The sequence below is a fragment of the Micromonospora sp. NPDC007271 genome, from assembly GCF_040634005.1.
GTDB lineage: Bacteria > Actinomycetota > Actinomycetes > Mycobacteriales > Micromonosporaceae > Micromonospora.
Window position 1 is genome coordinate 18,633 of record NZ_JBEYER010000083.1, and the last position, 13,486, is coordinate 32,118.

Below are 13,486 nucleotides of genomic sequence, written 5' to 3' on the forward strand. Positions count from 1 at the left end.
CCTTGACCCCCAGGCAACCAACACGGCCCTCCGAACTGCCCTGAAGCATCGGCTGAACTGCTGAGACGATCCGACTTCGTCCCGACGCGTCCACGGGTGTCCGTCGTGATCGTCACCCAGTTTGTCACTCACTGAGCCATTCCGCGCAAGCGGGTGGTAGCAGTCAGTAGCTGCCTGGAATGCCGGGAAGGCGTGAGACCCGCCAGATCAGGTCCGGTACGAAGAGAAGACGCAGAACCTCGATACGAAGTGGTCCTTCCACAGATCAACTTCATAGAGGTCCTGCGTCGACATGAGTGTCACATACACCGCTGTGCTGCCGGTACGCGAGGAGACGGTGAACCGTCTGGCCGGGTTGCTGGACGCCGAACGCACCCGCCGCGGCACCCGCGCCCGAACCCGGTCACTGACCTGCCGTGACCAGGCGATCCTGGCCCTGCGCTGGTTCTGCGACGGCACCCGGATCAAGCAACTTGCCGCCGACAACAAGATCAGCGTGTCCACCGGCTACGACTACCTGCACGAGGCCATCGATGTGCTCGCCGCACAGGCACCCAGCCTGCACGGCGCCCTCCTCGCTGCCAAGGCCGCCGGCTACTCCCATGTCAACATCGACGGCACACTGATCGAAACCGACCGGTGCCGCACCCCCGGACCGACACCGGGCGTGGATCTCTGGTGGTCTGCCAAGCACGACAACCATGGCGGCAACGTCCAGGTGATCACCGTCGGCGACGGCTGGCCCATCTGGACCTCGCCCGTGCGTCCCGGCCGCGAGCATGACACCACCGCCCTGCGCACCCACCCCGAACTCCTGCCCTGCCTGCGCGAGGCTGGCGCCGACCTACGACCCCTCGGCGACTTGGGCTACGAAGGCGAGTCCGGCACCATCACCGTGGCGTTCAAGAAACCGAAGAACAGCCGCCTCACCGCGATCCAGCAGCAGTTCAACAAGGCCCACAACAGCCTCCGAGCCATCGGCGAACGCGGAAACTCTCTGCTCAAGACCACCTTCAAGGCGCTACGCAACATCAGCCTCGACCCATGGCGCATCGGCAAGATCGTGGCCGCCGCACTCATCCTGCTCCACACCGAACACGACCACACCACATGATCACCTTCGGTGATCAGAATGTTGCGCGGAATGGCTCATTGACGGCCGCCGGTAGTTGAACTCGGGCGGGTAGCGCCGGCATCGGTACCGGGCGGGGACGTGGACGGGCGGGCAGGGTAGCAGGAACAAGCGGACGGACAAGCTGTTCACCGCCCGATCGGGAAGGTCGTGTCATGGCGGTGACAACAGTGCGACAATGTCTAGGGCCTCGTCGTTCCCGACGGCCGGGAGCCACCGGTGGCCGATAGCTCCGTCCCGGAAGAAAAATCCGCCGGTGGGCCGAGTCGCTGATCCGGCTCGACCCGCACATCGCGCAGGTCGCCCGGTACATCGACGGCTTCTTCGGGTTCGACCAGTGGTTCCTCTTCGACACCCGGTGGGCGGCGGCCCCACCCCGACCTGGCCCGCTCGCTGCTGCGCTACGCCGCTCACTGGGGACCCCTACGAGACATAGGATTGAACTAGCCTCCGGGCCCCGGGGCCGTATGCGGCGGATTGCCGCACGGCCACCGGGCAGGCCGCCAACCGTCCGCGACCTGCTCGCCGCCCTGGTCCGCGAGTACGAGGCAGTCCGTGGCACGCCATCCCGCCCGCCGAGTTCGACCACAACAACGAGTGCATCGGCTGAGGAACCGCAAGCCCCGGCGACCTGTGCCACCCGAGCTGCCCGTTCACCGCTGGCACGTTCGGTCGGCCGTCGCCCTGCGCGCCGCCGCCTGCCCAGCATCCGGCCGAGATCGGCTACCACATCTCCGACGCCATCTTCGCCGCCGCAGCACCTCACCGGCAGCCCCCGCCCCTACGACCTGGTGGAGGTCACGACCAAGATCCTGGGCCAGCACCTCCACGAGCAGGCCGGCCCGGCGTGCGAGCTGACCGGCGGCGAGCTGATCCGCCGGCGCAGCCTGTTCGCCCATCCGACGTGATCACGATGGCGCTCCACGCCGCCGTCGCGCCGCATGACGACGCTGCGGCTTCGACCCCGACGACTTCGCCAGCGTCACCCACTGAGCCGCCAGCCCAGGCCGCCCGGGCTGTCCGCTCGCCTCGCATCTGCCTGCCACTAGCTGCCGAAATACGCGTGTATTACACTGGCGGAGTGCCGTACGAGTGGGAAGAGTGGGCCCTGCGGGCGCTCGCTGGCGTGCAGCCCTATGAGGTACGCCAAGCTTTGGAGGCCAAGCAGCGGTGGCCGCGCCCTGCCGCCGGCGTCGCCGGCCTGCAAGTGTTGACCGTCTGGGCCCGTACCCACGACGGCCGGCCGCTGATCGTGGCCGGTGCACCACGTCCACGGCTTTACCTGGAAAATCATCGGCGCGCGGGACATGGCCGACGCCGAGCTGGCCGAGTTCACCCGATGGGAGCAGACGCGATGAGCGACAACCAGCACCTGCCGTCCACCCCTGAAGAGGCGGCCGCGCTGATGAACAACCTCACCTTCGACCCGCCGCCCACCCCTGAACGGGAGGCCGAGCTGCTCGCTTCCCTGCCCGAGGCCGCTGAAGTCATGGTGGTCCGGTCCCTACGCATGCCCATCGACCTCGACGAAGCCGTCGCCGCAGCTGCTAAGGAAGCCGGCGTCACCAAAACCGCCTGGATCCGTCAAGCCATCGAGATCGTCCTGACCATGCAATCCGACGACGACCAGCCCATCTCCCGAGCCGACGCCCTCCGCGCTCTCACCCTGCTGCGACCCGTACGCCGGGCCGCTTAGGCGGCGAAACCACCGCGATCAGCAGACTCGAGGTGCCCCTTCGTTAGGTGTGCTGATATTCCTCAACCCCGGGTGACTGCCCGCCGAGCAAGGCCGCCCGGTCGTCAACCGTCTCCGGCCTGGGCAGGTTCCGCTTCCGGACCTCCTCGAAGATCGACTCCAAGCCGTAGACGTTGCCGCCCAACTCGCTGCCGTGAACGCAGCGCTCACGCTTCCCTACAGCAACGGCCCCACCGAAGGCGTCAACACCAAGACCAAACGGATCGCACGCCAAATGCACGGACGAGCAGGCTTCACCCTGCTTCGCCACCGCATCCTCCTCGGATAGCAGCACGCTCCGTCACCACCGAATGTGAGACAGGGCCGTTGTTTTTACAGTCCCGTGCCGGGAAGCCGGACCGTGACCAGGAGACCGCCGTTGGGGCTGGGGGCGAGGTCGAGGGTCCCCTCGTGGGCGCGGACGATGCTGTGCACGATGGCCAGGCCGAGGCCGACGCCGGCGTGCTCGTCGGTGCGTGCGCGTTTCGTTCCGCGCTGGAACGGTTCGATGAGGGTCGGTATTAGTTCCGGGGGGAGCGGGTGACCGCTGTTCTCGACCTGCAGCACGGTGGTGTCGCCGTGCGCCTCGGTGTGGACCGTCACGGTGCCGTCGGCGGGGAGGTTGTGAACGATGGCGTTCTGGACGAGGTTTGTCACCATCCGCGACAGGAGTTCGGCGGAGCCGCTGGTCGGGGCCGCCCCGCCGGTGACGTCAAGTGTGATTCGGCGCTGCTCGGCGAGGGGAAGCAATGTTTCGGCGGCTTCTTCGGCGATGAGGGAGAGGTCGACGCTTTCGCGGGTGAAGTTTCCGCGGTCGCCGCGGCTGAGCAGCAGAAGGGCCTCGGTGAGGTTGATCGCCCGCATATTGGCAGCGTGCAGGCGTTCGATGAGTTCGTCCCGGTCCCGCGCCGGGTCCTTGCGGGCGACGTCGAGGAGCGTCCGGGAGATCGCTAGCGGGGTGCGCAGTTCGTGGGAGGCGTTAGCGGCGAATCTCTGCTGTTCGGCGACGTGGGACTCGAGTTGTTCGAGCATGGTGTCGAAGGCGTCGGCGAGTTCGCGGAATTCGTCCTGGCGGCCTGGCAGTCGGATCCGGTGGGAGAGCGACCCCGTTGTGGCCATGCGGGTGGCGTCGGTGATGCGAGTCAGGGGGGCGAGCATTCGGCCAGCGAGAAGCCACCCTCCCAGCAGACCGAATATCAACAGGAACATGAACACTTCGGCTGCCCGTGGGGCGAAAGCGCGGAGGAGGTCGTCGCGGCTGGGACTTGGCAGACGGGGAAGTCCGTGGTGGCGGATCAATGGCTGTGCGGCGGGTACGTCGGGTACGTATCGCAGGAGGAACACCCACACGGCCGCGAGGAGCAACGTACCTGCAAGCAGGAGAAAGCCGGCGTAGCTGGCGGCGAGTTTGAGGCGAACGCTGAGACCGGCGGCTCTATCCACGGCGATCCCTCACGCCTCGATGTGGGGTGCTGTATCGATGCGGTAGCCGACGCCGGGCACGGTGGCGATGATCCAGGGTTCGCCGAGCCGTTTGCGCAGCGCGGACACGGTGATGCGCACAGCGTTGGTGAAGGGGTTGGCGTTCTCGTCCCAGGCCCGCTCCAGCAGCTCCTCGGCTCGGACGGTCCCGCCCTCGGCGGCGACCAGAACCTCCAGCACCGCGAACTGTTTGCGGGTGAGCGCGACGTAGCGTCCGTCGCGGAAGACCTCCCGGCGGAACGGGTCGAGCCGCAGACCCGCGATCTCGCGGACCGGCGGCCGGGCGTACGCGCGTCTGCGGTCGAGTGCCCTCAGCCGCAGGACGAGTTCCCGCAGCTCGAAGGGTTTGGTGAGGTAGTCGTCGGCGCCGAGCTCGAACCCGGAGGCCTTGTCGTCGATCCGGTCGGCAGCGGTGAGCATGAGGATCGGGATGCCGCTGCCGGACGCGACGATGCGCCGGGCGACCTCGTCGCCGGAGGGGCCGGGAATGTCACGGTCGAGGACCGCGAGGTCGTAGGAGTTGACGCTGAGCATTTCCAAGGCGGAGTCGCCGTCGCCGGCGATGTCGGCGGCGATCGCCTCCAGCCGCAGACCGTCACGGACGGCTTCGGCCAGGTAGGGCTCGTCCTCCACGATCAGTACGCGCATGCCTGAACCTTATGCGCCGGCACCCGGCACACGACTCATCCCGCCGACGCGGGCGCGGGGCGAGGCTGGTCCGACGGCACCTGCGCCGTAGTGCGCCACCAGCGGCGTGACACCAGCCCGGCCAGCACCGCGCCGGCGGCGTTGACCAGTACGTCATCGACGGAGGAAACCCGGTCCAGCCGCAGGACGTACTGTGCGGTTTCGACCAGGACCGAGCAGCCCGCCCCGAGCGCCAGGATCCGCGGCACGGACGCCAGCGCCGCGAAACGCATCGGGGCGAAGAACCCCAGCGCCGCGAAGATCAGCAGGTTGCCGCCGATCCCGACCGGCCCCATCGTGACCAGGTCCCGCAGCGGCACCAGGCTCACCCGGCCCGGGACGATGCCGGCCCCCGGGCCCGGCATCATGGTCAGCCATACGAGCGGCAACGTCCCGTAGACCATGCCCACCTCGGCCAGCGACATCCGCCACGCCCAGGTGACGCCGGCAGCACGGCGGCGGCTCGCCAGAGCCCACACCACCAAAGCGGCCAACGGCAGGCCGACCAGCATCATGAGCAGCACCCCGTTGAACGTATCGAAGCAGCCGTGCCACCGCCCGGCCATGCACCTCGGAGCGGACATCATGAGCGGCCGCCGCACGACGAACAGCGCGCTCGCCAGGCCGAGGATCGCCAAACTGACGAGCACGATCTTGTGCGTGCGGCGGGGCGGCGCTGACGGGGATGAACTCTGATTCATACACCTATTACAGACGGCGGGCTGTTGCAGTGGCGTATGCACTTTTGGATACGTCCGCGATACACGGAATCCCCGGCGTCGTCGCCTGGCACCTCGGCCCCGACCAGGGCCTGCAGCCGGCTGGCGATGTCGACGGGCAGCCGGTCCACGACCCGGACGGTCAGCGCTTGGCTCGGCCTGTTGCCGCGCGAAGCGGACGATCCGGTCGATCCGCCCGGCCACCGGCTCGATTCGCGCCGTCCGGCAGCGCACCAGCAGCTCCACTGCGCGAGCCCTGCACCACTACGCCCACACCCTTCTCTGATGGGCTCGCATCGACGAGTCATGACTCACGCCGCTCCAGGCCGTGTCCCGGGCAAGCTGCCTCAGCCACCCGACCCGCCGCCGGGCGAGGCCCCGGTGACGGCCTGCATCTCCCGCGCGATCATGTCTACCAGCGGCACGTCGTCGCAGTTGGCGAGGATGACGCCGACCCAGCCGGTGTCCGGGTAGATGCTCCAGTTAGCGCAGACACCGGGGTTGCCACCGGCGCGCTGGATCGCCCACTGGCCGCCGACGATCTCGGCCGAAGGCCCGTACGTGCCGAACGAGGCCGACCCCAGTGGGATCTTCGCTGCCGTGAGTACGTCGGCCCAGGGCCGGTCCAGCAGCGTGCCGTCGCCCAGCGCGCGGGCGAAGCGGACCAGGTCCGGTGCGGTGGCGAAGCCGCCGTCTCCGGGTTCATCGATGAAGGCGCGACCCGGGTTCCTACCCAGGATGTACGGGTATGGGCTGCCCTTGTCGAGATTGCGGACGGCATCAACCTGGCTTCCGTCGACCAGTGTCATGTATGGGTGCGCGATGTGCTCGTCGGTGAGCCACTGGGGCCTGGTGTAAAACGCCGAGCCGGTCATGCCGCAGCGCCGGAAAATGTTCTCCTCGACGTAGTCCCAGTACGTCTTGCCGGTCACGGCCTCCACGATCAGGGCGGGGATGACGGTTTCGGCACCGGCGTGAAATGCGTTGGGAAGGCCAGGGATGCCCACCAGCTTCGACTGCCGGGCCCACCGCTCCCAATACTCGTGGACCTCCTCCCGGCTCTGGAAGACCCGTCGGATGTCCTCTTCGGGGGTGTTCATCCCGGAGGTGCCGGTAAGCATGTGATGGATGGTTACCCGCTCGGCAATGTCGTTGGCGAAGCCGGTCAGGTGTCGGCCCACTGTGTCTGTCAGCGTCAGTTTGCCCTGCTGCGCCAACTGCAGGAGGGCTACCGCCTTGAACGGCTTGCCCGCCGAACTGAGGGTGAACGCGGTGCCCACGTGGTTGCGGATTCCTCTTTCCTTGTCGGCCATGCCGTAGCTGCGAGACAGCACCGTCCGGCCCCGGTGCGACAGCAGCACCACACCGGAGAACTTGCCCTCTGCGGCCAGCTGCGCCACGTACCGGTCATAGGATCCGCCGCGCCGGGTGTCCGGCGGGATCCGGTCGTGCTCGGACGGGTCGGTTGGGGCCGAATCGGCGTTGCCGATCCCGCCGTTCACCAGCGGCACCCCGGCCGCCACCACGCCGGCGGCCGCCAGCCCACCCCATCTGAACAGCCGCCGCCGGTCGATGCCACGTACCGAACCCGAATCCATCAACACGGCCCCTTCCCAGTCGACAAACCTGGCGCTGACAGTGATGCGCTGTGGTTCCTGCCTCCACTGAAGACGCAAGACCGTTGCGGTGGCGTATGCGATTTTCGATACGCCCGCGATACACGGACTCCCCCGCAGCTGCACCGCGCCGATCTCGTCCGGGGCCCGCCACACCGTGGTGTCCGAGGGCCGCCGGCGAGAGTCCTGTTCCACACCAGACGAACGCACCCGAAGGTGCGGTTGAACACCGCAGCACGGTCGTGTGCCCGGCGTCGGCGACCGCCGCACCGACAGCCTGCCGCAGCCGTGTGGTCAGTCGGGAGCGGGCCGGGACCTGGGCGACCTGCTCGGTGAACGACTTGCGCGGACAGGCCGGGGTCGGGCAGTACCAGAGTCGTTTACGCCACCGCAGCCGCACCTGCCGCCCGCCGACCGGCAGATCCCGCGGCCGGGTCGTGATCCACTGCTTCACCCGCGCCGCCGGCTGCCCGCACTGCGGGCAGCATCGCGCCTGCACACAACCCATGGACAGATCCACCACCGGGACGCCTGCGGCGTCCAGCTCGACCCGCTCGGCGACCAGGCCCTCCAGGCCCATCAGCCGGGTCGTGTCGTTGGCCATGCTCGCAGCTCTTCACTTGTGACCATCCGAACCAGACAGTCAGATGATCACCGATGAGCTGCGAGCCCCTCACGCTCGGGTCGGCTCCAGCCTCGTAACCCCGCCCAACTTCGAAGAGCCCTCATGCGCTGGGGCCATCGCTTGGCGACAATCTGACACGAGGGCATCCTCGGTGGCACCCGTACGGTAAGAAGCAGGCTGTGGGAGGGACGGAACCTAGCGAAGTCCGAGCGGGACCAGCACCGAGAGTGGGAGGATTTCATGGCGATGGTGTCGTGCCGTGAGTGCGGTCATAGAGTGGCGGATAGTGCGCCAAACTGCCCTAACTGTGGCGTGACTTCACCTGGCGGCCAAGCGCAGCTTGAAGTCAAGAGAGTGGCACGCCTGCAAGGGGCGTTGGTGCCACTGGCTGTGTGGGTTGACTCCAACCACGTGGGAAACCTCGGGCCAGGCAAGAGCGTCATTCTTACGGTCACACCAGGCATTCATCGTATCGAGTGCCAGTTGCAGCAGAGTCACTGCAGGGAAGCAGCTCAGGAGGTCGAGGTCCCGGCCGGCCGCCGTCTCGTGGTCACAGTGGCTACAAGCCGGTGGAATGGGAAGCCCAGCTTTACACCGGAGTTGGCCTGAGGTAAAGGGGACTGCTTATTCCGATGGGTGCTTCTTCCAGGACTGAACTGTCTTGATTCTCATCCGCAGAGCGGACCCGAGGACGCCGATGCAGCTCATGGCGGGGCAAACCCACCAGTCCCCCGGGGTTGGCCCGCCTTTCGCAGTAAAGGCGAACACGGCCCACAAAAGGCCAAGCAGGTATCCACCGAAGAGACCGAGTAGTGGCGCCCAGTGCTGATCCCCATGCTTTGGCCCCCGCGACGGAACAAGGTACAGGCAGCCGCCGACTGCAATGAGGCCGAACAGGCCTGACCACTGCAAGAGCTCCCTAAGTCCACCCCCCTGGCCAGGCGAGTACTGAGAGCCGGCCCAAATTTGAGTAACGAACGAAGCGGCAAGGTAAAAGATGCTCCAGGCCACCACCGTCCGAAGCGTCGCCTGCACTTTGAACGATCCGCGCCCAAACTGATCGTGCGATCGGTCCCGCAAGACTGAGGCCATACTCACCGCGTCTCGCCCAAGACTCCACCACGCCCACAGGCTGTTCAGCAACAAAAACGTTGAGACCACCAAGGAGGGCGAGCCGAATAGGAGCCCCAAAAACCACTCAACCACAGAATCCGGCGTCGGCGGGTTGCTCACATTCGAATTGTGTCACGTTCAGCTGCCGGGGGGTAGGGGCCTCGACCGGGGCGTGGTCCACTGCGATCCGCACCGCCCGCTGGCCGCACTTGGGGCAGCATCGTGCCTGCTCACCACCGGTGGACAGGTCTCGCAACTCCTCACTTGCGATCATCTGATTTAGACATTCGGGTGATCACCGATGAGCCGCGAGCCCTCTATGTCCGGCTCGCCGTCAGCCGCGAACCCCGCTCAACTTCGAAGAGCCGGTATCGGCGAGCCAGTCGCCAGCGCTCGTGCCGAGCCCGGTAGGTGCGTCGACGCCGGTCACCGTGTGAAACTCCTGGCCGGCACATGTGCGGATTCGAGACCAGACGACGCCGATGTCTACTACCCGACCATTACCTGCCACGGGCCGTATCAGGGGACGGCGCGGACGTCCTTGAGAACCTCCTCTCACGGGCCAGTGCACGGGCGTCTGGGTTTGTGCCGGATCGCCAACAACTGAGGCACGGATGCCCGCACGAGCGTTTGGTGCGCCAGGGCTGGTGGTCGGCGGCAACGTGGCCAATGGGCGAGGGCCGATCGCCGTACCGGAACGAGGGCCAGCGCGAGTAGTCGCCACCTTCGCAGACCGTGCCGTGCAAAGGCCGGGTGGTCACTTTTCGTCGACGCTGGTTCGAAGCTGGGTGGCCAGGGCGATGGTCTCGTCCTGGGGTTCGGCGTCGAGGTCGGCGAGGGCTTTGGTCACGGCGCGCAGGAGGGTGTGGATGCCGTCGGCGTCGCCGAGAGCGTGGCGGGCGTGCATCGCCTTGGTGTAAAGGGCTTCGTTGTAGCGGTCGAGGTCGATGGCCTTGTGGAGTAGGTCGGATGCGGCTTGGGGGTTGTTGTCGAGTAGGTCGTCGGCGAGCAGGAGGTGGGCTTCGGTGCCCCAGCGGCGTACGGTCTCGCGGTGTGGCTGGAGCCATTCGTAGCTGTGGCCTTCTGCGAGTGGTGCGGTGTAGAGGTCGCAGGCGGCGGTCAGTAGTTCGCGACGGTGCGGGCCGGTGGCGATGGTGGCCTTGCGCAGCAGGTCGCGTAGCGCCCAGACGTCGACGTCGACGGTGGTTGGGTCGAGTCGGTAGCGTCCGGCGGTCTTGATGACGTAGGCGTTTTTCGTTCCGGCGGTGCCGGCACGGTTGAGGACGTGCCGCAGGTTGCTCGCGTTGGTGTGGACGCGTTGGTCGGCTTGGCTGATGCGGGCGTCGGGTTCGAGGTATTCGCCGATCTCGCGGGTGGTGACTCCGTCGGGGTGGCAGGCCAGGAACACGGCGAGTTCGAGGGCTTTGGCTCGTAGTGGCCGGCCGGGTTGGGTGATGTTGTCGATCCGCGGCTGTCCGAGTACCCGGAGTTGTGCTTTGCCGGTGGTTGCGTCGGCGGGCGGCGTGGTGACCGGGGCAGGCCGGTTGTCGGGTTCGGGTTCGGTTCGGCTGGCGTGCAGTGGGACGACCGTGAGCGGTACAGCGGGTGAGGCGACGGCGGTCGGTTCGCCGGTTTGCGCCTCTCGCAGGGTGGTGAGGATCTGGATCGCTGGGTCGGGTTCGAGTACGGGCAGGCGCGGTGGCATCGGCTCGGCCGCCTGGCCAGACACGAGTGTGGTGCGGCCGTCCGCGGCGACCTCGACGGTGGCGCCGTGGGCCCAGTCGTCGAGCAGCAGGGCGGACACGTGCATGCTGCCGCCGAGGGCGAGAGCGGTCTTGGCGCGCATGCGGGCGCGGGCGGGTGGGGTTTCGGTGATGAGCATGATCGGCGGGAGCGGTTCCTCGTCGGGGGCCTGCTGGCGCAGGGTGTCCAGGTCCGTGAGGGCGTGCTCGTCGAGGATGCGGCTGCGGTGCAGGAGTTTGGCCTCGATCACGGTGAGCGCGTCATCGATGCTGTTGACGACGTGAAGCCGCGGCCACGGGCTGAGGACTGCCGTGTCGGGGCCGAGCAGTGTTTCCATGGTGGCGACGTCGATGATGACTTCGCCGCGTGCGTCGGGGTGGTGCGGGCCGCCGGATGCCAGGACTGCGACAAGGGTGGCGCGGGCGGCGGAGTGCGCGCCGTCGCCGACGATGCCGGTTCCGCCGGGTGGCAGCGGTGCGAGGTCGGGCCCGAGTGCGGGCGGCTCGGTGTCGTGGCTGTCCGGATTCGGCAGTTCCGGGTTGCGGGCCACGGCGCGGCGCAGGTGGAGCACCGGCGGTGGCATCTGCGTGGGTGGGTCGGACTCGGGCTCGCCGGTGTATCGGCGGCGGCGTTGTGCCCAGACCAACGCGGCGGCGGCGCTGATCGCTGCGGCGAGTGACCAGGGCAGCCAGTTGGACGGCGATAGTTGCACGCCGTGCTCGTCGGTTGCCGCGCTCGGGCTTTGTGTGTCGCTCGCAGCTGGCGAGGCGGACGGCGACGGCGCGGTGGGGGTGGTGGGGGTCGCGGGCGGGGTCGGCGAGGTGGCCTCTGGTGCGCTCGAGGTTGCCGATGGTGTGCTGCTGGGGGTTGCTGTTTCCTGGTCTGCGGGCGGCACGGTGGGACTCGGCGAGTCGGCAGCGGCACTCGGCGATGCCGAAGGGGCCGGGGTCGCTGGCGGTGGCGTCGGCGCCGCGGGCGGGGTCGCCGGTGTGGCGCTTGCCGGCGGGCGGGCGTCGGCGGGCAGCCGCAGTTCCCAGCCAGGGTAGATGAGGTTGCAGTCGCGCAGGGTGCCGCCGGCTTTGGGGAAGTGGCGGTGCTTGTTCAAGCGGCAGATCTCCGGCCATCTGTCCGCGTCACCCAGCCACTCCTTGGCGACCTTGGACAGGGTGTCGTGTCGCTCAACGGTGTAGACGTAGCGGGTGTCGGCAACGTGGATCAGCGCGGGCCCTCGCGCGACGGCCTGCCGGGGGATGGCACCGGCGCCGTCCGTCGAAGCGGCGGCCGCCGATCTGTCGCCGCCGTCCACCGCGTGGAGTGGTCCGACTTGGGCGACGGCGATCGCGGCGGTGCCGGCCAGGCCGAACACGAGGCGGTGTAACGGTGTGGGAAGCCGCAGCGCGGGGATCCGCCATCGGGTCAACACCGCGAACAGCTCGGCGATCAGGAGCAGCGCGAACGCCGCCCAGAACAGCCACAGCACCCAGACGACCGCGCCAGTAAGAACATCCGGGGTGAGTCGTTTGCTCGGCTCGTCGAACCAGGCGACAACCTGCGACCACGTCGGCAACCGTTGGGCAGGGTCACCACCAACAGTCCACAGCAGCACAGGCACCCCGACCAGGAAGACCAGAGCCCCCACGACCGCGCGGACTACGCGGCCCGCAGCGGCCGGCCGCTTTGCTTCGCGGCGCGGCGGTGACAATTCGTGTGGCGGATAGACCGTGGGGCGCACGTACTCGGCCAGCCGATTGCCTCTGTCCGGGGACTCCTGCGGCACTCTGCCTCCACCCGCGCCGATTGCTGATCTTCTCCCGCATACACGAGAATGACCGTCGCTGGCCATCTCATGGAGAAGGATTCTCACCATACGCGCACAGAAGATCACTGCGCGGGACTGTGGTTGACGATCCACTCCCCTGCCGGGAGAGACTGCCGCACATGCCAAGCGGGGGCGTCCGGCTATCCATCGATCTCAGCTCGTCGGCCATCGCCGCCACCGTCGACCGACACGGCGCCCGGATCCCCGTCATGCTCGACGGTCGTCTCGTCATGCCGCACGGTGTCGCCCTCGACCCCACCGGGCACTTCCACTTCGGCGTGGCCGCAGCGCCCCACCTGTCGGCGGGCCATCAGTTCGTCAGCGACCCGCTGGAGCTGCTCGGCAGAACAGCAACCGACCCGCCGGCCGACGCCCTGCAGCTGCTCGCCGCACAGCTGTGGCATATCGCCGACCAGGCCGCCCGCCAGGTCGGCGAGCCACTCACCGCACTGACTGTGAGCATCCCGCCAAGCTGGGGACCCCGCCGCCGGGGGCACCTCACCGACGCGGCGACCCGAGCCGGCCTACCCGCCCCCGCCATGGTCACCGCACCAGCAGCAATCGCCGCCTACACCAGAACCCACGTCGCCACCACACCTGACGGCTCCTGCCTGCTGATCTGCCAGGCCGACCGCCACCCGGTCACCCTGACCGTCCTCCAGGTCAGCCCCGACGGGTACCGCGAACTGGCGACACGATCAATCGCCCTACCCCGCGACCTGAACCAGGTTCTCGCCCAACAACTCGTTGACGCGGCCACCGACCACGACAACCCGCGACGAGGCGAGATAGCCCAGCCGACGCAGGAACGAGAC

The 13,486-nt window shown here is 67.9% G+C and carries 9 protein-coding genes and 2 pseudogenes; 3 read left to right on the forward strand and 8 right to left on the reverse strand.

Annotation, left to right across the window (positions count from 1 at the left end; translation table 11 throughout):
* Positions 1-292: 292 nt before the first annotated feature.
* The gene (locus ABZ570_RS25420; protein WP_358068505.1) at positions 293-1,114 is read left to right on the forward strand and encodes a transposase family protein; all 822 of its coding nucleotides are present in this window, start codon (positions 293-295) and stop codon (positions 1,112-1,114) included.
* A gap of 1,099 nt (positions 1,115-2,213) precedes the next feature.
* Positions 2,214-2,828, forward strand: a complete 615-nt coding sequence (locus ABZ570_RS25425) for a hypothetical protein (protein ID WP_358068508.1) — start codon at positions 2,214-2,216, stop codon at positions 2,826-2,828.
* 43 nt (positions 2,829-2,871) lie between these two features.
* Here ABZ570_RS25425 and ABZ570_RS25430 read toward each other — a convergent pair whose 3' ends face one another.
* The 8 genes and pseudogenes from ABZ570_RS25430 to ABZ570_RS25465 all read right to left on the reverse strand — a co-directional run bounded on the left by ABZ570_RS25430 (position 2,872) and on the right by ABZ570_RS25465 (position 12,629).
* Positions 2,872-3,162, reverse strand: coding sequence for a hypothetical protein (locus ABZ570_RS25430; protein WP_358068511.1), 291 nt, complete (start codon positions 3,160-3,162; stop codon positions 2,872-2,874).
* Positions 3,163-3,200: 38 nt separating this feature from the next.
* On the reverse strand, positions 3,201-4,310 hold the full coding sequence (locus ABZ570_RS25435) for a HAMP domain-containing sensor histidine kinase (protein WP_358068514.1): 1,110 nt from the start codon (positions 4,308-4,310) through the stop codon (positions 3,201-3,203).
* A gap of 9 nt (positions 4,311-4,319) precedes the next feature.
* Positions 4,320-4,997 (reverse strand): response regulator transcription factor, encoded by a 678-nt coding sequence (locus tag ABZ570_RS25440; protein WP_358068517.1) that lies wholly within the window; start codon positions 4,995-4,997, stop codon positions 4,320-4,322.
* A 35-nt stretch (positions 4,998-5,032) separates the two neighbouring features.
* Positions 5,033-5,686: a VanZ family protein gene (locus ABZ570_RS25445; RefSeq protein ID WP_358068519.1), complete on the reverse strand. Its 654-nt coding sequence runs from the start codon at positions 5,684-5,686 to the stop codon at positions 5,033-5,035.
* Between the two features lie 416 nt (positions 5,687-6,102).
* Positions 6,103-7,353, reverse strand: a complete 1,251-nt coding sequence (locus ABZ570_RS25450; protein ID WP_358068531.1) for a serine hydrolase domain-containing protein — start codon at positions 7,351-7,353, stop codon at positions 6,103-6,105.
* Positions 7,353-7,601 (reverse strand): helix-turn-helix domain-containing protein, encoded by a 249-nt coding sequence (locus tag ABZ570_RS25455; RefSeq protein ID WP_358068522.1) that lies wholly within the window; start codon positions 7,599-7,601, stop codon positions 7,353-7,355. Before ABZ570_RS25455 ends, ABZ570_RS25450 begins: the two co-directional genes overlap by 1 nt.
* Positions 7,602-7,741: 140 nt before the next feature.
* A pseudogene (locus tag ABZ570_RS25460) lies at positions 7,742-7,975 on the reverse strand (transposase family protein); the annotation flags it as partial.
* 1,891 nt (positions 7,976-9,866) lie between these two features.
* Entirely contained in the window at positions 9,867-12,629 is a 2,763-nt protein-coding gene (locus ABZ570_RS25465; RefSeq protein ID WP_358068525.1) for a transcriptional regulator, read from the reverse strand.
* 161 nt (positions 12,630-12,790) lie between these two features.
* Here ABZ570_RS25465 and ABZ570_RS25470 point away from each other — a divergent pair.
* Positions 12,791-13,486: pseudogene (locus tag ABZ570_RS25470) on the forward strand (hypothetical protein); the annotation flags it as partial.